General features: G+C 69.9%; 17 protein-coding genes. 10 read left to right on the forward strand and 7 right to left on the reverse strand.

The genetic code is table 11. The features are described 5' to 3' along the window. Positions 1 to 80: 80 nt before the first annotated feature. Complete coding sequence (locus tag ACZ470_RS13425; RefSeq protein ID WP_468427004.1) at positions 81 to 845, forward strand: hydrolase; 765 nt, start codon at positions 81 to 83, stop codon at positions 843 to 845. Between the two features lie 18 nt (positions 846 to 863). Here the strand turns inward: ACZ470_RS13425 and ACZ470_RS13430 are convergent, their stop codons facing one another. After that, positions 864 to 3,359: a SpoIIE family protein phosphatase gene (locus tag ACZ470_RS13430; protein WP_468427005.1), complete on the reverse strand. Its 2,496-nt coding sequence runs from the start codon at positions 3,357 to 3,359 to the stop codon at positions 864 to 866. Positions 3,360 to 4,224: 865 nt separating this feature from the next. Between ACZ470_RS13430 and pqqC the strand changes: the two genes are divergently transcribed. From pqqC to pqqB, 4 genes are read left to right on the forward strand one after another with little or no spacing between them, the layout of a single operon-like run. Next, entirely contained in the window at positions 4,225 to 4,965 is a 741-nt protein-coding gene (pqqC, locus tag ACZ470_RS13435; RefSeq protein WP_468427006.1) for a pyrroloquinoline-quinone synthase PqqC, read from the forward strand. Continuing rightward, positions 4,962 to 5,285 carry a pyrroloquinoline quinone biosynthesis peptide chaperone PqqD gene (pqqD, locus tag ACZ470_RS13440; protein WP_468427007.1) on the forward strand — a complete coding sequence of 108 codons (324 nt, stop codon included), beginning with the start codon at positions 4,962 to 4,964 and terminating at the stop codon, positions 5,283 to 5,285. The genes pqqC and pqqD overlap by 4 nt, the downstream gene beginning before the upstream one ends. Next, a complete protein-coding gene (gene pqqE / locus ACZ470_RS13445; protein WP_468427008.1) occupies positions 5,278 to 6,372 on the forward strand; it encodes a pyrroloquinoline quinone biosynthesis protein PqqE in 1,095 nt (364 codons plus the stop codon). Before pqqD ends, pqqE begins: the two co-directional genes overlap by 8 nt. Continuing rightward, positions 6,369 to 7,268 carry a pyrroloquinoline quinone biosynthesis protein PqqB gene (pqqB, locus tag ACZ470_RS13450; RefSeq protein ID WP_468427009.1) on the forward strand — a complete coding sequence of 300 codons (900 nt, stop codon included), beginning with the start codon at positions 6,369 to 6,371 and terminating at the stop codon, positions 7,266 to 7,268. Before pqqE ends, pqqB begins: the two co-directional genes overlap by 4 nt. Before the next feature lie 36 nt (positions 7,269 to 7,304). Here pqqB and ACZ470_RS13455 read toward each other — a convergent pair whose 3' ends face one another. After that, on the reverse strand, positions 7,305 to 7,937 hold the full coding sequence (locus tag ACZ470_RS13455) for a CE1759 family FMN reductase (RefSeq protein WP_468427010.1): 633 nt from the start codon (positions 7,935 to 7,937) through the stop codon (positions 7,305 to 7,307). Continuing rightward, positions 7,934 to 9,061, reverse strand: a complete 1,128-nt coding sequence (locus tag ACZ470_RS13460; protein ID WP_468427205.1) for an LLM class flavin-dependent oxidoreductase — start codon at positions 9,059 to 9,061, stop codon at positions 7,934 to 7,936. The genes ACZ470_RS13455 and ACZ470_RS13460 overlap by 4 nt, the downstream gene beginning before the upstream one ends. 391 nt (positions 9,062 to 9,452) lie before the next feature. Here ACZ470_RS13460 and ACZ470_RS13465 point away from each other — a divergent pair, with 391 nt between their 5' ends. Next, positions 9,453 to 9,806, forward strand: coding sequence for a DoxX family protein (locus ACZ470_RS13465; RefSeq protein ID WP_468427011.1), 354 nt, complete (start codon positions 9,453 to 9,455; stop codon positions 9,804 to 9,806). A 136-nt stretch (positions 9,807 to 9,942) separates the two neighbouring features. Then, on the forward strand, positions 9,943 to 11,421 hold the full coding sequence (locus ACZ470_RS13470) for an MDR family MFS transporter (protein WP_468427012.1): 1,479 nt from the start codon (positions 9,943 to 9,945) through the stop codon (positions 11,419 to 11,421). Between the two features lie 157 nt (positions 11,422 to 11,578). Here the strand turns inward: ACZ470_RS13470 and ACZ470_RS13475 are convergent, their stop codons facing one another. Then, complete coding sequence (locus ACZ470_RS13475; protein ID WP_468427013.1) at positions 11,579 to 12,010, reverse strand: MarR family winged helix-turn-helix transcriptional regulator; 432 nt, start codon at positions 12,008 to 12,010, stop codon at positions 11,579 to 11,581. 347 nt (positions 12,011 to 12,357) lie between these two features. Between ACZ470_RS13475 and ACZ470_RS13480 the strand changes: the two genes are divergently transcribed. Beyond that, positions 12,358 to 13,437 carry an alkene reductase gene (locus tag ACZ470_RS13480; protein ID WP_468427014.1) on the forward strand — a complete coding sequence of 360 codons (1,080 nt, stop codon included), beginning with the start codon at positions 12,358 to 12,360 and terminating at the stop codon, positions 13,435 to 13,437. A 314-nt stretch (positions 13,438 to 13,751) separates the two neighbouring features. Beyond that, a complete protein-coding gene (locus tag ACZ470_RS13485; protein WP_468427015.1) occupies positions 13,752 to 14,894 on the forward strand; it encodes a serine hydrolase domain-containing protein in 1,143 nt (380 codons plus the stop codon). A 117-nt stretch (positions 14,895 to 15,011) separates the two neighbouring features. Here ACZ470_RS13485 and ACZ470_RS13490 read toward each other — a convergent pair whose 3' ends face one another. Beyond that, positions 15,012 to 15,497 (reverse strand): WapI family immunity protein, encoded by a 486-nt coding sequence (locus ACZ470_RS13490; protein ID WP_468427016.1) that lies wholly within the window; start codon positions 15,495 to 15,497, stop codon positions 15,012 to 15,014. 103 nt (positions 15,498 to 15,600) lie between these two features. On the opposite strand from ACZ470_RS13490, the gene ACZ470_RS13495 reads away from it, so the two are divergent. After that, positions 15,601 to 16,164, forward strand: coding sequence for a GNAT family N-acetyltransferase (locus ACZ470_RS13495; RefSeq protein WP_468427017.1), 564 nt, complete (start codon positions 15,601 to 15,603; stop codon positions 16,162 to 16,164). A gap of 184 nt (positions 16,165 to 16,348) precedes the next feature. Here ACZ470_RS13495 and ACZ470_RS13500 read toward each other — a convergent pair whose 3' ends face one another. Together ACZ470_RS13500 and fabD are read right to left on the reverse strand one after the other, a co-directional pair. Continuing rightward, positions 16,349 to 17,152, reverse strand: a complete 804-nt coding sequence (locus ACZ470_RS13500; protein WP_468427018.1) for a hypothetical protein — start codon at positions 17,150 to 17,152, stop codon at positions 16,349 to 16,351. A gap of 36 nt (positions 17,153 to 17,188) precedes the next feature. Then, positions 17,189 to 19,057, reverse strand: coding sequence for an ACP S-malonyltransferase (gene fabD, locus ACZ470_RS13505; RefSeq protein ID WP_468427019.1), 1,869 nt, complete (start codon positions 19,055 to 19,057; stop codon positions 17,189 to 17,191). Positions 19,058 to 19,060: the final 3 nt, after the last annotated feature.

Below are 19,060 nucleotides of genomic sequence, written 5' to 3' on the forward strand. Positions count from 1 at the left end.
CCAGCCCGAGGACCGCACTGCGCCTCGGCGCGGGTCCTCCTGCACCACCTGCTGTTCGGCACACCGTGGGATCTGCGGGCGTGGAAGGCCGATTGGTGCCGCCGCAAGGAATGAGCCTTTCGCCGATCACTTGCTCAGCAATGCAGGTTTTGCTGATCGACGTGTGGCCTGTGATCGGCCAGCACCTCAGGGAGTACAAGGTGACCAGCGAACCGATCCGCGACCAGGAGACCGATGACCTGTTGACGCCGAAGAACGCCGCGCTCGTCGTCATCGACTATCAGCCGGTCCAAGTGAGCTCGATCGCCTCCATGGACCGGCAGTTGCTGGTCAACAATGTCGTCGGTCTGGCGAAGATCGGACGGGCCTATGGACTGCCGATCGTCCACTCGACTGTGAATGTCGAAACGGGACTCAACAAGCCTCCGATACCGCAGCTCAGGCAGGTGCTCGACGGACTGCCGACCTACGACCGGACCTCGATCAACGCATGGGAGGACCGTGAATTCGTCGACGCGGTCAGGGACACGAACCGCCGGAAACTGATCGTCGCAGCACTGTGGACGGAGGCCTGTCTGACGTTTCCCACTCTCGACGCCCTGCGCGAAGGCTACGAGGTGTACCCCGTGGTGGACGCCGTGGGCGGCACCTCCCTCGTGGCGCACGAGGCCGCACTTCGCCGTGTCGAACAGGCAGGCGCACGACTGATCACGTGGCCTCAGCTCCTGTGTGAGCTGCAACGCGACTGGTCCCGCAAGGAGACCGTCGATCGGTTCATGAAGTTGTTCATCGAGACCGGTGGCACAGCGGGGTTGCAGTTCGCCAACGACCTCGACCAACGCTGAACTCTTCGGTCCGGCCCGTCACGTTCGTGGCTGCGCATCGGTCCCCCCTCCCGCTGGAAGGGGCATCTCCGCCCAGATGATCTTGCCGGTGCCGGTGTAGCGGGTGCCCCAGCGTTCGGTGAGCTGGGCGACCAGCATCAGGCCGCGTCCGCCCTCGTCGAAGGTCCGCGCCCGGCGCAGATGCGGGGCGGTGCTGCTGGCGTCGGACACCTCGCAGATCAGCGCTCTGTCCACGATCAGCCGCAGTTGGATGGGCGGCGCGGCGTAACGGATGGCGTTGGTCACCAGTTCGCTGATGACGAGTTCGGCGACGAAGGCCGCCTCGTCCAGTTGCCAGGCATGGAGTTGGGCGGTTGCCAGGGCTCGGGCCTCGGCGACGACAGCCGGATCGGCGGGCAGGTCCCATTGGGCGACGGCCCGGCTGTCCAGGGCGCGCGTGCGGGCGACGACCAGCGCGACGTCGTCAGCGGGCCGCCGCTCGTCGAGCAATGTCTTGAGGACGTTGTCACAGGTGGTCTCGAGCGAAGGAACGGCTGCGTCGAGGGCTGTACTCAGGGCCCGCAGGCCGGCGTCGATGTCACGGCTGCGGCCCTCGATCAGGCCGTCGGTGTAGAGCGCGAGGAGGCTGCCCTCGGGGAGTCGGATCTCGACGGACTCGAAGGGATGCCCGCCGAGGCCCAGGGGAGGACCGGTGGGCAGTTCGACGAATTCCGCCGTCCCGCCCGGGGTCACCAGGGCGGGCCAGGGGTGCCCGGCGCTGGCGAGCACCCACATTCGGGAGACGGGGTCGTAGACCGTGTACAGGCAGGTGGCTCCGAGGTCGGCGGTCGGCGGGTCGGCCCCGGTCTCCAGACCCGCGCTGAGGCGGATGACCAGGTCGTCCAGGTGCGCCAGGAGCTCGTCGGGAGCCAGATCGACGTCGGCGAGCGTGCGTACGGCCGTACGCAGCCGGCCCATGGCGGCGGAGGCGTGCAGCCCACGACCGACCACGTCACCGACGACGAGGGCGACACGGGCGCCGGACAGCGGGATCACGTCGAACCAGTCGCCGCCGACCCCTGCCGGCGACCCCGCCGGCAGATAGCGCCCGGCGACGTCCACGGCGGCCTGCTCGGGGGTCCCTTGCGGCAGCAGGCTGTGCTGGAGGGCCAGGGTGGTGGTGCGCTCGCGTGTATAGCGGCGGGCGTTGTCGATACAGACCGCCGCACGTGCCGCCAGTTCCTCCGCGACGCGCAGGTCGTCCTCCGTGTACGCCGGCATGGACGGGTCCATTCGGGTGAACAGGGCGGCACCGAGGTTCACCCCGCGGGCCCGCAGTGGCACCGCGAGCAGCGAATGAGGGCGGTGGCGCCGCACCCAGGCGGCGTTGTCGGGGTCCTGGTCCAGCCAGTGGACGACCTCGGGATCGGTGACTCCGTGCACGCTGCCACGGCCGGTGGCAAGGCAGCGCTCGAGCGGCGAGAACTTCGGGGAGTGGGCCGGACCGCCCACCGCCACCGCGCCCGGCGCTACGGAGCGGACAGCCGTACGCCGCAGTTCCATCGGGCCGTCTACGGGAATCGGCGTGGGCTCGTCGCCGTGCAGCACGGCGTCGAGGAGTTCGACCGAGATGAAGTCCGCGCAGCCGGGCACCGCCACGTCGGCCATCTCCTGGGCGGTGCGGGCGACGTCCAGGGTGCTGCCGATCCGTCTGCTCGCCTCGTTGAGCAGGGCCAGCCGCTCGCGGGCCGCGGCCTGCTCCGAGAAGTCGAGTGCGGCGGCCTGGACACCGTGCACGGCCCCGGTCCGGTCCTTGAGAGGGAGTACGTGCACGATCCAGGCATGCGGGTACTGCTCCCCCGGTACGCGCACATGGTGCTCGAAGTGCTCCGGGACGCCCGTGGCCAGCACTCGCTCGACGGTCTGCCCCGACACCTCGAACTGCGGGAGCGGCGGGTTCTCGGCGATCCGGTGTCCCCGGAGTTCGGACTCCGTTGCTCCCCACTGCCGCCCCATCGCGGGGTTGAGCCGCAGGAACCGGCCGTTGGTGTCGTGGATGGCCAGGGCGAACGGGGACTGGTAGAAGGCCCAGCGCAGGAGCAGGTCCTCGTCGTGGCCCTCTTCCTCCCCTTGCTGCGGTGAAGCGAGTTCCGGAAAGGGAGCCGGATCGCCGGGCGGTGAGGCGGGTACCTGCCGGGCAGCCTCCAGGAAGCAGCCGGTGTGCCCGTCCGCGGTGGTCAATGGACGCGTCCGCAGCCGGCATTCCACCAGCGCGCCGTCGCGGTCGCGGAGCACCACCGGCCCGGTCCAGCCCTGCTGCCCGGCCAGCCTCTCCCGGGCAGCGCTGGACAGGGGGGATGCGAGCAGTTCCGCCGCCGGCCGGCCCACGGCCTCGGCGGCGGAGAACCCCAGCAGGCGCTGCGCACCGGGACTCCAGGCGGACAGTGCCCCGTCCGGAGCCATCACGGCCACGGCGTCACTGTCGATGAAGGGATCCCCGGGTTCGGGACTGTCGCCGGTCGCCGGTCCAGTCATGATCGATCATCTGTCCCTTCCGGACCTTTCTCCTTGGCATCCTCACCGCTTCCAGGATCCCCCAGGTCATCCACGTCGAGCACGCTGGACGCGGCAGGGGCTCCGGGCGGGGCATGCCTGGACACATCCGGCGCGTACGACTTCGGCGACGGGCCGACCCGCGATGAGGACAACTTCCGCACGCAGCAGGCGATTCGGGGCCGGGGCCACTTCTCGGGATGCCCGCCGGTCCTGGTCCGGCGGGCCGGGACGGGAAGGAGCGGGCATCGCGGGGCTCATCAGGATCGGGGGTTGCAAAGAGAAGGTCGGGACTGCTTCGGTGGTGGGCCGTGGCCCACTCGTCCGAAGGAGTCGGGCGGGCTGCTCGTCCACGGTGGACTCGCCGTTGTCGATGGCGCCGGGGGCCAGCACGTGCAGGCGCCGGCACGGCTCCGCCCGCTACTCGATATGCGGGGCGGATGTGTCGGGCATAGCCTGCTCACTAGGGCGTGCCGAACCGGGACCGGACTCCTCGACGACACCCCGATGGCATGTCTCCGGGCGAGGTCTTCCACGGCCGAGCCCGTGTCGGCCCGGTACGCGCCCCCTCCCGCCCAGGAAGGAGAGTGCCCATGCGTTCCACCATGAAGCCTCGTGTCCGTGTGCAGCGCCCCGTGCGCCGCCAGAGCCCGGCTCGTCCCGTGGCAAGGACGTGGATCCGTCCTGAGTACCAGGCGTTCGACACACCCCTGGAGGTGACCGCCTACGCCGGTCGTGCCTGACGGCGACGGAGCCCGCACCGGTGGCCGGATCCGGCTGGCCCAGGCTGCTTGATCCGACCGCCGACCGGGCGGGAACGGCGCACTGAAGGGATGGCATCGTATCGATGGCAGTGACCCTGGCCCGTGAAACGGCAGAACCCTGGAGCGAAGCCGAGTTCGCGGGCGCGCTGCGTGCGCTGGAGTCCCGCTACTGGGACCGGCACCCGTTCCATCAGCGGCTGCACGACGGATCGCTGAGTGACGAGGAGCTCCGCCTGTGGGCGGCCAACCGCTGGTACTACCAGCGGTGCCTGCCGCAGAAGGACGCGGCGATCATCGCCAACTGCCCCCTGCCCGAGGTGCGGCGGCAGTGGCTGGCGAGAATCGTCTACCACGATGGCACCGATGCCCGCTCCGGCGGTGCCGAGAAATGGCTGCGGCTGGCGGAGGCGGTCGGTCTCGAACGGGACGAGGTCCTCTCGGAACGACTGGTGCTGCCGGGGGTCAGGTTCGCCGTAGACGCCTATGTCGGCTTCGCCCTGCGTCGCCCCTGGTTGGAGGCGATGGCCTCGGGTCTGACGGAGCTGTTCTCCCCGGGGCTGCTCACCCACCGGCTGCACCGGATGCGGGAGCACTATCCGTGGGTCGCGGAGGACGGACTCGCGTACTTCACCGCCCGCATCGAGGTCGTGGCGGCGGAGGGAGAGGCGCTGCTGGACCTGGTCGTACGAAGCGCCCGGACGCGTGCCGAGCAGGAGGCGTGCGTGAGTGCCCTCGCGTTCAAGTGCGATGTGCTGTGGGCGGTGCTCGACACCGTGGACTACTACTGCGGCGGCACCGGCCCGAGGGGAGTGACACGGCAGTGACCCGACCGCTGGACATCGGATCGCCCCGGCTGCGGCCGGGCGTACGGCTCACTCGTGATCACGTCCGGGACGCGGACATGGTGCTGCTGCCCGAGGGTGTCCTGGTGCTGAACGAGACGGCGGCCGCAGTGCTCGAACTGTGCGACGGCAAGCGGACCGTCGCACAGATCACCGGTCTTCTGCGTGGGCGGTACGAAGGAGTGCGTGCCGAGGACGTCACCGGACTGCTGGCCGATCTCGCCGAGCGGCGCGTGGTGAGCCTCGGCGATCGACAGGGCCTCGACCACGATGACCGCGAGGGGGCGCGTTCCGATGACTGAGGCGCCGTTGGGCCTGCTGGCCGAGCTGACCCACCGCTGCCCCCTTCACTGCCCCTACTGTTCCAATCCGCTGGAACTGGCCGCCGGTTCAGCGGAGATGACCACGGATCAGTGGCGGGACGCGCTGAGCCAAGCCCACGAGCTGGGGGTCGTGCAGATGCACTTCTCCGGGGGCGAGCCGCTGGCCCGGCGTGATCTGCCCGAGCTGGCCGGCCACGCCCACGGCCTCGGCGCGTACGTCAACCTGGTGACGAGCGGAGTCGGGCTCACCGGCGACCGGGCTCGGGAACTCGCGGACTGCGGAGTCGACCACGTGCAGTTGTCCTTGCAGGACGCCGATCCCGCGCGCGCCGACCGGATCGCCGGTGCCCGGGTGCACGCCGCGAAGCGTCGAGCCGCGCAGGCGGTACTCGCCGCGGGACTGCCGCTCACCGTCAACGTGGTCCTGCACCGGGCGAACATCGAGCACACCGGCGAGATCATCGAGTTGGCCACGGACCTGGGCGCCGACCGGATCGAGCTGGCCAACACCCAGTACTACGGATGGGCACTGCGCAACCGCGGCGCCCTCCTGCCGACACCACGCCAGCTGGCGGTGGCCCGGCAGGCCGTCGAAGAAGCCCGTACCCGATACGCCGGCCGCGGGCCGGAACTGGTGTACGTCGTGGCCGACTACTACGCCGACCGGCCCAAGCCCTGCATGCACGGCTGGGGCAGCCGGCAACTGACCATCACCCCCACCGGTGACGTCCTGCCCTGTCCTGCCGCTGGCGTGATCACGACGCTGCCCGTCGAGAACGTGCTGCGACGCCCGTTGGCCCGGATCTGGTACCACTCCCGCGCGTTCAACGCGTTCCGCGGCACCAGTTGGATGGCCGACCCGTGCCGCACCTGCCCGCAGCGGCACACCGACTTCGGCGGCTGCCGCTGTCAGGCGTTCCAGCTCACCGGGGACGCGACGGCGACCGATCCGGTCTGCACCCTGTCACCGCACCGGGGGCTGGTGGACGCCCTCCTCACGGAAGACGCCGCTCAGGAAGCCGAATCGCAGCCTCTCCTCGTCATGCGCGACCGGACGGCCCCGTGAGAGTCATCCTGCTCGGCACGGCCGCGGGCGGTGGCCTGCCCCAGTGGAACTGCGCCTGCGCCCGGTGCGCGGCCGCCCGCGCCGGCCGACTGCCCTGCCGTACCCAGGACTGCGTGGCCGTGACCGGGGACGACAGGAACTGGTGGCTGCTCAACGCCTCTCCCGATCTGCGTACGCAACTGCTGGCCTCTCCCCGCCTCGCCGCCGGCCCGGGCCCCCGCGACACCCCGGTGCGCGGTGTCCTGCTCACCGACGCCGAAGCCGATCACGTCCTCGGCCTCGCCCTCCTGCGCGGCCACACCGGGCTGACCGTCCACGCCAGTCCACCCGTCATGGGTGCCTTGACCGACGACCTGCCCCTCCGGGGCATGAGCGACCGGTACGCCCGTTGGGAATGGCGGGACGCTCCGGACGCCGACGGCACCGCGCTGGCCGGCGGTCTGAAAGTGACCGGTCACCCGGTGGGCCCGAAGCCGCCGAGGTACGTCGGCACCGCTTCGTCCGACAACCGCTGGGTGACGGCGTACCGGATCGAGGACACCGCCTCGGGGAGCACGCTCGTCTACGCTCCCTGTCTCGCCGTCTGGCCCCCCATGCTGGACCGCCTGCTCTCAGGAGCCGACTGCGCCCTGGTGGACGGCACCTTCTACACCGCCGACGAGATGGGCTCGGGGCTCGGCGCGCGGCCGGGCCGCGAGCAGCCGGCCATGGGGCACCTGCCGGTCGACGGGGCGGACGGCTCTCTGCGCCGCCTCGCGGCTCATCCGGCCGTCCGTCGCGTCTACACCCACCTCAACAACACCAACCCCCTGGCCGACCCCTCTTCCCAGGCCTGGGCCCATGTTTCCGCCCACGGCGTCGAAGTGCTCCCGGACGGTGCGGAGTTCACGCTCTGAGCACCGTCCCGTCCGCGGGTGCGAATGGACGTCCCGCTACCGGTGTGAGTCGCCGTCCGAGCCGCCCAGGAGCTGCTCCATGGAGGCCAGCTCTTCGGTGAAGGCGTCACGCCTCTGGTGGGACCCGCATCCCTGGACCAGGCGCGCGTAGTCGGCTGCCGCCGCGGTGATGCGCCGGCCCAGGGCGGAGCCCTCCTGGGCGGGGCTGCCGAAGTCCTCGGTGGCGGCGTAGACGCCTCTGGGCGAGACGATCGCGTGCAGGTAGGAGAACATCGGCCGCAGCGCGTGCTCGAGTACGAGCGAGTGCCGCTCGGTTCCTCCGGTGGCACCGATGAGCACGGGCATGTCGGACAGTGTCTCCTCCGGCAGTACGTCGAAGAACGACTTGAACAGTCCGCTGAAGGAGGCGTTGAAGGCCGGCGTCACGGCGATGACGCCGTCTGCCTCGGCAACCGTCTCGAACGCCTCCTCCAGTGCCGTGGTGGCGAAACCGGTGATCATCGCGTCGATGATCGGGTGGCCCAGTGGGCGCAGTTCCACGAACGACGACGCGGCCGTGATGTCCAAGGTGCCGAGTTCACCGCGTACCGCGGCCTCGAGGCGTTCGGCGAGGAGACGTGTCGAGGACGGCTCGCGCAGTCCGCCGCTGATGACTGCCAGTTCGGTCATTGCTCCGTCAGTCCTTCGGTGGTCGTGGGTTCCGGCGTCGCCGCCTCGTTCGCGGCACGTGCCCGCAGCAGCGACTGGTGGGTCGGAGCCGCCGGCACTTCGGCGGGCCTGCCGATGGCGAACTCCTTGCGCAGCACCGGCACCACCTCTTCGCCGAGGAGGTCCAGTTGCTCCAGCACCGTCTTGAGGGGCAGCCCGGCGTGGTCCATGAGGAAGAGCTGGCGCTGGTAGTCGCCGGCGTAGTCGCGGAAGCCCAGCGTCTTGTCGATGACCTGTGCGGGCGACCCCACCGTCAGGGGTGTCAGGGCGGTGAAGTCCTCCAGCGACGGGCCGTGACCGTAGACGGGGGCGTTGTCGAAGTAGGGGCGGAACTCGTCGACGGCGTCCTGGCTGTTGCGGCGCATGAAGACCTGTCCGCCCAGTCCGACGATGGCCTCGGCGGGGGTGCCGTGGCCGTAGTGCGCGAATCGCCGGCGGTACAGCTCGACCATTCTCTGCGTGTGCGACGAGGGCCAGAAGATGTGATTGGCGAAGAACCCGTCCCCGTGGTGGGCCGCCAGCTCCGCGACCTCGGGGGTGCGGATGGAGGCGTGCCACACGAAGGGAGGTACGCCGTCCAGCGGCCGGGGAGCGAGGGTGAAGCCCTGCAACGGGCTGCGCAGCTTGCCCTCCCAGTCCACCACCTCTTCGCGCCACAGCCGGCGCAGCAGACCGTAGTGCTCGACGCTGAGGGGGATGGCCTGGCGGATGTCCTGTCCGAACCACGGATACACCGGTCCTGTGTTCCCCCGCCCGAGCATCACGTCGGTCCGTCCGGCGGACAGATGCTGGAGCACGCTGAAGTCTTCGGCGATCTTGACTGGATCGTTCGTCGTGATCAGCGTGGTCGAGGTCGACAGAATGACGCGTTCGGTCAACGCGGCGATGTGGCCGAGCAGCGTCGTGGGTGAGGAGGGTACGAACGGCGGGTTGTGGTGCTCGCCGGTCGCGAAGACGTCCAGGCCGACCTCCTCCACCTTCCTGGCGATGGCGACCGTGTCCTGGATGCGTTCCGCCTCGGAGGGCGTACGCCCCGTGGTGGGGTCGCGGGTGACGTCACCGACGGTGAATATCCCGAACTGCATGGCGGACATGGAGCTGCCCTCCGTACTCACGTCGTGGCACCCGGCGACCGGTACGCCTGCCTGTTCCCACGGGCTCCGTGACGGTCCCCGCGTCTCCGGCTCGGGCCCACGGCTCACCGCAGGCCGCTTCCGACTACCCGGCCTTCCGGAACCGAACCGCGAGGAGACGCAGGGCACACTTTGCTATTAATTGGCTAGCCAAGTATTCTCGGGGAGGTCCAGCTGCCAGGCCCGCGGTCGCAGTGGCTGTCCCAAGGACCCTTCCGCGGTCCGTCAACCACTCCACCCCGGCCCGGGCCGCTGAACTCAGGCGACAGGGATCCACCACGCCTCTGTTCGCCGCCACCCCAGCCCGACCTCCCCGTGTTCTTCCTCGAAAGGCCGATCCGTCATGTTCATCGCCGCCGTCGTGTTCTCCTCACTGTTGGCCCTGGTCTTCTGCGGTGCAGGCTCGGCCAAGCTCTCCGGGTCGAAGAAGATGACCGACCAGCTCGCTCACCTCGGCGTGGGTCCGGGACTGATGCGTCTCATCGGCGCAGCTCAGATCCTCGGCGCCGCGGGAGTCCTGGTCGGTCTGTGGTTCGGGCCCCTGGGAGTCGCCGCAGCCCTCGGCCTGACGGTCATGATGGTCGGCGCCGTCGTCTACCACGTCCGGGCCGGCGATTCCGCCCAGGAGATGTCCGGCGCGGTGATCGTCCTCCTGCTCACTCTGAGCACGCTGGCCCTGCGGGCGGCGAGCCTCTGACCGACGCCGACGCCGCTCGCCCGGAGCCGTTTGCCGCGCCGGGCGGCACGTCGTGCGGCGATCACGTCAATCCACCCGGGCGTTCCGGGCCGGCCGGTAGCCGGAACCCGATCGGCTGCCCAACTGGAGTCGCACCATGCTGAGAAAGCCGCCTTACAAGTGGCTGGTCGCCACCGCCTTTGTGTTCGGTCTGTTCATGGAGATCCTGGACATGACCGTGCTGAACACCGCACTGCCCGCGCTCGGCCGGCACTTCGACGCCGAGACCGAGACTCTGCAGTGGCTGCTCACGGGCTACATGGTCAGCATGGCGGTGTTCATCCCCGTCTCCGGGTGGGTCTCCGACCGGTTCGGCTCCAAGCGCACGTTCCTGTTCGCGCTCGCGGTCTTCACCGCCGCCTCGGCGTGGGGCGGTGCGGCCGGCTCGCTCGGCGAGCTGATCACCGCACGGGTCGTGCAGGGCGTCGGCGGTGGGCTGCTCACCCCCGTGGGAACCGCCATGCTGTTCCGCGCCTTTCCACCGGACGAGAGGGCCAAGGCGTCGGCGGTGCTGTCCATTCCCACGACCATCGCGCCGGCCTTCGGTCCGGTGCTCGGCGGCTGGATGGTCGACAACGTCAGCTGGCGGTGGATCTTCTTCCTCAAGGTGCCGATCGGTGTGCTCGGTCTCGTCTTCGCCGCGGTGGCCCTGCGCGAGGAACGCGCCGACCACCCCGGCCGGTTCGATGTGGCGGGGTTCCTGTCCGGTGGCGCCGCGCTCGCACTGCTGCTCTTCGGTCTCGACGGCGGCGCGCGAGAAGGGTGGGGTGAGGCCGCGGTGCTGGTACCGCTGGGCGTCGGCCTGGCGCTGGCGGCCGCGTTCACGGCGATCGAACTGTCCCGCGCGGAGCCGATGATCGACCTGCGGTTGCTGAAGGACCGGCTCTTCCGGACCGGCAACATGCTGATGCTCCCGGCTTCGGGAGCGCTGATGGGCGCACTGTTCGTGGTGCCGCTGCTTCTGCAGTACCACATGGGCGTCGACGCGACCGGCTCCGGCCTGGTCACGATGTTCCAGGCGCTGGGTATGGTGGCGCTACTGCCGCTGGCGGGCCGTCTGTATCCCAGGGTTGGACCTCGCCGCATGCTGCTGAGCGGATTCGCCCTCATCGCCATCTCCCAAGCGGCGCTGCTCCTGGTGGGACCCGGCACCAGCCTGTGGGCGGTCCGGCTGCCGCTCTTCGCCATGGGCGCGGGTATGGCGCTCACGGTCGTCTCGCTGCAAGCCGCCACCTTCGCCACGATCGCCCCGCCGGCGATCGCGCGGGCCTCGTCGGTGCTCTCCACCACCCGGCAGGTCGCCGCTGCCGTCGGCGTCGCGGTGGTCGCCACCCTGCTCACCTCGCGTACCGACTCCAGGGTCGGTGCCCTGGGACCGGGCGCCGAGGGCTCCGTCCGGCAGGAAGCGTTGTTCGCCGCCTACCACGACGTCTTCCTCGTCACCACCGCGGTTGCGGTGCTCGGCCTGCTGATCGCCCTGCGCGTCCGGGATGCCGACGCCGTGGCCAGCATGCGCTCCGCACCGGCGGCAGGCGCCAACCAGGCGGATGCGGCCGTCAGCGAGCGCCCCGCATAGCCGTCCTCGGGTTCGTGCCCACCACGACGGTGGCGCCGCATGTCCGAGTTCTTCCAGAACAAGGGCTTCGGGCCGGCAGGATTCACGGGCCGCCCACTCCCCCGGGTCCACCGCGAAAAGTCCGCGGCCGGCCCGCTGTCCGCCGTGCGGGGCGACGCTATGCGGTGCCCCGCATGCCGGACAGGCGCTGCTGGAGCCCTTCCTCCATCCGGTCCAGCAGAGCCGTCACCACTTCCGCCTCGTCCTCATCGAGCAGGGCGGTGACGGCTTCCTCGAGCTCGTGCCAGAGTTCCGCGACCTGCTCCCGCAGCGCGCGCCCGGAGTCCGTGAGGGACACGACCACTGCCCGCCGATCGGTCGGGGAAGGGCAGCGGGTGACGAATCCGGCTTGCTCCAAGCGCTGGAGCATCTTGGTGACGGTGGAGGCATCGACCTCGAGCGCACGGATGAGATCCGCCTGCGCGCGGTTGTCCTCGTCCCACAGCAGCATCAGCAGCAGCTCTTGCCCCGGGTAGAGGCCGACTCGACGCAGCAGCGCTCCCGCCGCTACGCGGTGCAGGCGGCCGGCGCGGAAGAGAGCGTGGCTCACCCTGCCCCAGGCCGCACCGGAGGGCGGCACCCCCACGGCTCCGATCTGTGTCTGCTGTCGGCGGGGAGACTGGTCGGCGCTTGTCACATCAATCGCTTTCTCGGGGACCGTGCTGTACGGGCTGGCTCCATCCTGCCCTAGGTGAGCGAGCAGGTACGCCGACGTCTGCGGGCGCTGCGAAGGTGCTGCCGCGATCCCCTTCCCAATCCAGTGCCGGACGCGGAATGACTCGGTGCTCCGTTGTGTTGCAGAATCCGTACCGAAACTTGGTCGACCAATCTTTTTTGGTGCAGCGCGGTCGACCAGGCATCGGTGCGCTGTTTGCACAGTACGAAGGAGAAGCCCGCATGTCCCTGTTCGAGCCCGTCCGCCTCGGCCGGATGGATCTGTCCAACCGCATGGTGATGGCGCCGATGACCCGCAGCCGTGCCGACCGGGCAGGTGTCCCCACGCCGAGCATGGCCACCTACTACGCCCAGCGCGCGTCGGCCGGCCTGATCCTGACCGAGGGCACCCAGCCGTCGCTCCTGGGGCAGGGCCACCCGGCGACTCCGGGCATCCACACTGACGCGCAGGTGGCCGGATGGCGCAGGGTGACCGACGCCGTGCACGACGCCGGGGGGCGCATCTTCAGCCAGATCCAGCACTCGGGACGGGTGGGCCACCCCAGCGTCCACGGTCTGACGCCGGTCGCCCCGTCCGCCGTCCGTGCCGACGGGCAGATCTTCACGCCGGAGGGCCCGCAGGACTACGTCGAGCCGCGTGCCCTGACCACCTCCGAGGCCGAGGAGGTCGTAGCGGAGTTCGCACGCGCCGCCGGCCGCGCGATCGAGGCCGGATTCGACGGCGTCGAACTGCACGGGGCCATGGGGTTCCTGCTCCACCAGTTCCTCGCTGCCAACACCAACCAGCGCTCAGACGCCTATGGCGGTTCCGTCCAGGGACGCATCCGCTTCGTCGTCGAGGTCGTCGAGGCCGTTGCCGCCGCGATCGGCGCCGACCGAGTAGGGCTGCGCATTTCCCCGGCCAAGCCGATCAACGACATCGTCGAGGGCGACACGTTGGAGCTGTACGCCGCGCTTCTGACCGCCCTGGCGCCGCTGGGTCTCGCTCACCTGCACCTGGTGGCTGCCGCGGAGGAGGAGGTCAACGACAAGATCCGCGCCGCCTGGCCGGGTGTGCTCGTCGTCAACCCGCTCAACACCTTCCCCCAGGCGCCCGAGGACGGCGGCCTGGGCAACGCCGAGCAGTGGCTGCGCCGGGGTGCCGACCTGATCGCCTTCGGCCGGGGATTCCTCGCCAACCCCGACCTGCCCGCCCGGTTCCGCACCGGCGCAGCGCTCAACGCGCTGAACCCCGAGGGCCTGTACGGGGGTGGTGACGCGGGTTACATCGACTACCCGGTTCTGGGAGAGTCCGCAGCCTGACCCGGTCATGAGGGCGGCGGTCAGCCGCCGCCGAGGAGCCGGGTCCCTCAGGGCCTGGCTCCTCCAACGGGGTCACGGGCCGGATCCTGCTCGACGGCGCCTGCTTGGGGAGCGACTTCGCGCCCCTGTGACCCGCGTGTGGTGGTGCAGGCTGCACCCCTGACAGACCTGCCAGCCCCATCGTGCGGCACCGCCCCGCTTCCTACGTTGGTGGACGCACCGATCGACGGTGCGTCTCCCAACTCCCAAGGAGCCGGACGGCCATGGCACCTGCGACCAAGCCACGAACCCGACGCCCGATCAGCCACCGCGTCATGACCACCACCCTGGTCACCGCGCTCGCAGGCCTCGGCCTGATGACGCCGGCGGCCGGCGCGACGAAGCCTGCCAAGGACTCATTACAGCAGCAGGCGGACGCGATCCAGCGGACGGGAACCGTGGGCGTGCTCGCCCGGTCGACCGGCCCGCAGGGTTCCCGTTACGCCACCGCCGGGGTCGCCGACAGGCGGACGGGCCGCGCCGTACACCCCGGTGACAAGTTCCGCATCGCCAGTGCCACCAAGACCTTCGTGTCCACGGTCGTGCTCCAACTGGTCGGCGAGGGACGCCTCTCACTGGACGACACCGTCGAGGACCTGCTGCCGGGAGTGGTGTCGGGCAACGGCAACGACGGCAGCAGGATCACGGTACGACAACTGCTGAACCACACCAGCGGCCTGTTCAACTACACCGCCGACTTCCCCGTTCTCACCGACGCGGCGGCGTATCGGGCAGGGCGCTTCGACACCTGGACGGACTCCCAGCTCGTCGCCATCGCCATGCGGCACGCGCCGAACTTCGAACCCGGCGCCAAGTGGGAATACTCCAACACCAATTACACCCTCGCGGGGATGATCATCGAGAGGACTACGGGGCGCAGTTGGCAGCGTGAGGTGACCCACCGCATCATCCGGCCACTGGGCCTGCACAACACCTACGCGCCGGTCACCTACCCCGGCATTCCGGGGCGGCACCTGAGGGGCTACTCCGCCTTCGGCGGCAGCCGGTCGATCGACGTCACCGCCTTCAACCCGAGCGGCGCCGGTGCGGCCGGCGGCATGATCAGCACGGCGGCCGACCTGACCAGGTTCTACTCGGCGCTCATGAAGGGCAGGCTGCTCGAACCCGCCGAGCTGGCCGCGATGAAGACGACGGTACGGGCCGGCGAACTCGATGACGTCTGGCCCGGAGCGCGTTACGGGCTGGGTCTGATGCAGGTCGACCTCACCTGCGGCGGAAGCTACTACAGCCATGCCGGAGACATCCCCGGCTACATGACCCGCAACGGTTTCAGCGAGGACGGCCGACAGGTGGTCGTCGTGGAGGCGACAGGCGACGGCTCCGCACCCGACCTCGACACCATGCACGTCACCAACACCCTGATCGACGAGCAACTGTGCGCCGACGAGCCTCAGTAGCACGTCGTCAGCGGCCGGTCCCGCCCTGCACCCGGGGCCGGACCGGCGGCTGTCCGTGGCGCCTGCCGCCGGCCCAGCGGGCCTTGCTGACGCCCCGGTTGAGATGAATCTGCGGGATCACCGGGGCGGGAAGGCAACCAGAGAGAGGTCCCACTGGTCAGCCGCGTGGAGCAGCGCGGCGGCGTCCGTCCTGACCTCCACGACGTACTGGTAGATGTCGGCCCCGTCGTCACCCTGTTGCCACGGGGGCGCCGCCTCCAAGGACAGGTGAACCCGAATCACCGCGGTCCCGTCCTCGCTTCGATCAGCGAGGCTGAAAGCCACGACCGGCTCGATGAACCACGTGTCCGGCGACAGCTCACCTTCGGCATCAGGTTCGGTGACGTCCACGATCCCCGCGGCGACCGCGCGCAGCCACGCGGACACCTGGCGGGCCTCATCGGTGAGCAAACACGGATCGGTGAAGGACCAGCTTCCCTCGGGAGTCGTCACCGTGCCATCGATGACCAGCCAGTTGTCGTCGTACGAGTCGCCCAGGACCGTGGCGAACTGATAGCGCACTGGGCGCAGGTCGACACTGCTGGCAGGATCGTTCAGGAGCACTGGGCCAGGATGTCATGCGCCGGCCGGCAGGCGGACTGTGCCTTCCAGCCCTGGGAGCAGGGTAGCGGGCCCGGCGGGCCCGGTGCTGGCTATGCTGCCGGCCATGACCAGCAGTGTCACCTCTGAGCCCGCCGTCCTCGACGCCAAGGCGCTGGGTTCCGATCCGGAGCTGAAGGCCCGGTTTGCGGAGTCGGCCCACCGGATCCTGGCGGATCTGGTCAGTGGAGGTGCCGCGCTGGGCTGGGTCGAACCGCCCTCGCGGGATGAGGTGGAGGAACTTCTCGGCCACGTCGTCTCCGCAGTGCGGGCCGGGGATGCGGCCCTGCGTGCCGCCTACCTCAATCGTCGGCTGGTCGGCTTGGGGTACTGGCTGCGTTACGCCCGACCGACTCATCGGCCACACGCCGACCTCGAGAAGATAGCGGTGGATGCTGCTGCCCATGGCCGTGGTGTCGGCCGGGCACTGACTGCTGCCCTGATCGCCGACGCCCAGGAGACGGGTATCGAGGTGCTCACTCTGGACGCCCGCGGCGACAACACCAACGCCCTGCACCTCTACCGGTCGCTGGGCTTCACCGAATACGGCCGTCTGCCCGGCTTCGTCGCCGTCGGCGAACACCGCTACGACAAGGTCTTCTACCTGCTGGACCTCCGCCGGCAAGGCTGACCCCGGTCCTGGCGGACGACACCGAGAAAGCGCGGCGCCCCGGGGTTCCCGGGGCGCCGCGCCGGAGCCGGGCGAGTCAGGCGGTCAGCTGCCGTAGTAGGTCGGACGAGTCGTGCAGCGCCGTCAATCGTCTCCCCTCCGAGGAACGGCGCATGACCACGATCGGCCACCGCTGCCTTCGACATCAGCCGCGGTCGAGCCGTGGTAGTGACGCGCAGAGGCGCTCGGGCAGTTCCGGCAGGACTTTGTGGATGCCCGCACAACCCGCGTCGCCGTTCGTGGCGGCCGGGCGCCAGCCCGAGGGCTCGGCTCGGTAGAACCAGCGCTGGGAGACAGCGGAGGAGGAACATCCGTCGCCTGCGTCACCGCATGCCGGGCCCATCCGGGTCGACAGGTCCAGCACCAGCCACGTGTCGTCGCAGCCGCGTTCCTCCCAGCTCGTGTGCTCGGGGATGTCCGTGTCGTTGACCGCCTGCCGGTAGGAGGACGAGGTGCAACGCGGGGGCGTGGGGTCGCAGCCGTTCTCACCGCACTCCCGCAGGGCCGGCGGCGTGGCACCGACGGGGGTGTACACGTCCATGCTGTTCACCATGACCGTGCGGGAGCCCAAGGGCTCGTCCAGCTTCACGGTCGCCGAGACCCGCCGCGTCCCCGTGCAGCCGGAGTCCCGGTCCAGGGAGCGGGTCTCGTACGTGACCTTCACGTACAACGTGCCGTGTTCGACGGTCTCCAGCTCACCGCGCAGCTTGCGCACGCAGTCGCGTGCGCCGTCGGGCACTTCGGCGCCGACCACCAGGGACCGGCCGCCGTCGGCGGCACGGACGCCGTCGATGCGGATCGGAGCCGCGAGCGTCCAAGCGGCGGCCGTCGCCGCGCCTGCCGGCCCCTCGTCGGTCTCGGCGGTCTGGGAACCGCAGCCGGTGAGGACCACCAGGGCCGCGCCGAGCACCACCAGGCCTGTCCCCCGCCGCCACATGCCATGCCCCATCCGCCAGAGGAACCACAGCCTAGCTTGTTCAATGGGTCAGCTCAGGGTTCGTATTGCGTTGTACAGGTTTCCGATCGTCGCGGTGTTGTTGCCGAACTGGTTGATCGCAGCCGTGCCGCGGAATGCCGGCGCATAGCCGTACTTGAGGAAATTGGCGAACGAGCCGCTGGCGCTGAGGTCGACGAAGAAGTGGCGCTCGGGCTGGGTGAACTCGGACGCCATCAGTTCGTCGAACCGGACGGGGCGGCGGATCACGTCCCAGAGGTAGGTGTCCCAGCGCTGCGGTGTGCCCAGGCGGGCGGCGAGCATCGAGGAGTGGATCGGGAGTCGCGGGGTTTCGGGCGCGATGTCTCCGGCGAGGGAGAGGAAGTCCGTCCCGATCGTGTCGAGGTGGGCGGAGTGGAAGGCGTGGCGCACCGGCAGGCGGACCGTGATCACGCCTTCGGCGTCCAGGGCGTGCTGGAGGTCGGCGAGCCGGGTTTCGGCGCCGCTGACGACGAAGTTGCGGTCGTAGTTGACGGCCGCGAGGGCGATGTCACCGAAGAGGTCGCGGCGGGTCCGGTAGAGGTCCGGGGAGTCCAGAACGGACAGCATGGCGCCGTCCGGGCACCGTTCGTGGAGCAGCCGGGCCTGGCGCGTCACGAGCCGCAGGCCGTCCTCGAAGGACAGAGCGCCCGCCACGGTCGCGGCGATGTATTCGCCGAGGCTGTGTCCGAGCACCGCGTCGGGGCGGATGCCCTCGGCGCGGAGCATCTCGGTGAGGCTGTAGCCGATGCTGTAGAGCGCGGCGTGCGAGGTGAGCACGTCGTCGAGGGGGCGGCCCTTGCGCGAGTCGTCGTGGACGGCGTCGAGGAGCGAGGTGCCGCCCGTCGCGCGGTGTGCCGCGTCGCAGCGGTCCATGGCGTCGCGGAACACCGGGTCGGTGTCGTACAGTCCCCGGCCCATCTGGTGGTACTGGGTGCCCTGGCCGCCGTACATGAAGACCAGTTCGGTGCGTGGGCGGGCCCGGACCGCGGGAACCTTCCGCGGTTCGGTGTCGGGCTCGACGGGCAGCGGGTTCTCGAGGATCTGGGCGCTCAGCTTGGTGAGCACGTTGCCCGGACCTATCTCGCGGAAGTCCCGATGCCCCTGGGCCAGCAGCCAGGACATCGACTCGTACCAGCGGACCGGGCTGGATATCTGGTGGGCCAGGTAGTCCGCGTAGCCCTTGGTGGGGTACGGGCGCGCGGTGTAGTTCGCCACCACCGGGAGGGTGAGTTCCCCGAGGTCGAAGCCGGCGAGATAGAGCGCGAACTCCCGCTGCACGGCCGTCATACAGCGCGAGTGGAAGGCGGCGCTCACATTGAGCGGGATGAAGCTCGCGCCCGCCCCGGTGTAGGCGGCGCGGAGTTCGGGGGCGTGGATCTCGTCGTACTCGCCGGACAGGATGCACTGCTTGGGCGAGTTGATGTTGGCGATGTCGATGTTCCGGAACGGCAGGCCGGACAGGATCTCGCGGACGCGCTCCTGGTCGAGGTTGACGACGGCCGCCATGGCGCCCTTGGGGGCCTGGCTCATCAGCTCCCCGCGCTTGGCGACGAGCCTGAGGCCGGTGGCGAAGTCGAACGCTCCGGCGGCGAACAGCGCGCAGTACTCGCCGAGGCTGTGCCCGGCGACGACAGCGGGCAGTTCACCGTGCTCGGTGGTCCGGTCCAGATAGGTGAGCGCGTTGACCACGTACAGCGCCGGCTGGGTGTACTGCGTCCTGCTCAGCACCCGGTCCGGGTCGCGCAGGCACAGGTCCTCGATGGAGTAGCCGAGCACGTCGTCGGCCTGGGCCACCAACTCCGGGAACTTCTCGAACAGTCCGGCACCCATGCCCTTGTGCTGGGAGCCCTGGCCCGGAAAGACGTAAACCGATTTCATGTG

The organism is Streptomyces sp. NPDC031111 (assembly GCF_055570675.1).

Coding starts and splice junctions, on each gene's coding strand:
- ACZ470_RS13430 (WP_468427005.1), bottom strand. CDS start 3,359: ATGACTGGACCGGCGACCGGCGACAGTCCCGAACCCGGGGATCCCTTC.
- pqqC (WP_468427006.1), top strand. CDS start 4,225: ATGGCAGTGACCCTGGCCCGTGAAACGGCAGAACCCTGGAGCGAAGCC.
- pqqE (WP_468427008.1), top strand. CDS start 5,278: ATGACTGAGGCGCCGTTGGGCCTGCTGGCCGAGCTGACCCACCGCTGC.
- ACZ470_RS13455 (WP_468427010.1), bottom strand. CDS start 7,937: ATGACCGAACTGGCAGTCATCAGCGGCGGACTGCGCGAGCCGTCCTCG.
- ACZ470_RS13460 (WP_468427205.1), bottom strand. CDS start 9,061: ATGCAGTTCGGGATATTCACCGTCGGTGACGTCACCCGCGACCCCACC.
- ACZ470_RS13465 (WP_468427011.1), top strand. CDS start 9,453: ATGTTCATCGCCGCCGTCGTGTTCTCCTCACTGTTGGCCCTGGTCTTC.
- ACZ470_RS13470 (WP_468427012.1), top strand. CDS start 9,943: ATGCTGAGAAAGCCGCCTTACAAGTGGCTGGTCGCCACCGCCTTTGTG.
- ACZ470_RS13480 (WP_468427014.1), top strand. CDS start 12,358: ATGTCCCTGTTCGAGCCCGTCCGCCTCGGCCGGATGGATCTGTCCAAC.
- ACZ470_RS13485 (WP_468427015.1), top strand. CDS start 13,752: ATGACCACCACCCTGGTCACCGCGCTCGCAGGCCTCGGCCTGATGACG.
- ACZ470_RS13495 (WP_468427017.1), top strand. CDS start 15,601: ATGACCAGCAGTGTCACCTCTGAGCCCGCCGTCCTCGACGCCAAGGCG.
- ACZ470_RS13500 (WP_468427018.1), bottom strand. CDS start 17,152: ATGGGGCATGGCATGTGGCGGCGGGGGACAGGCCTGGTGGTGCTCGGC.
- fabD (WP_468427019.1), bottom strand. CDS start 19,057: ATGAAATCGGTTTACGTCTTTCCGGGCCAGGGCTCCCAGCACAAGGGC.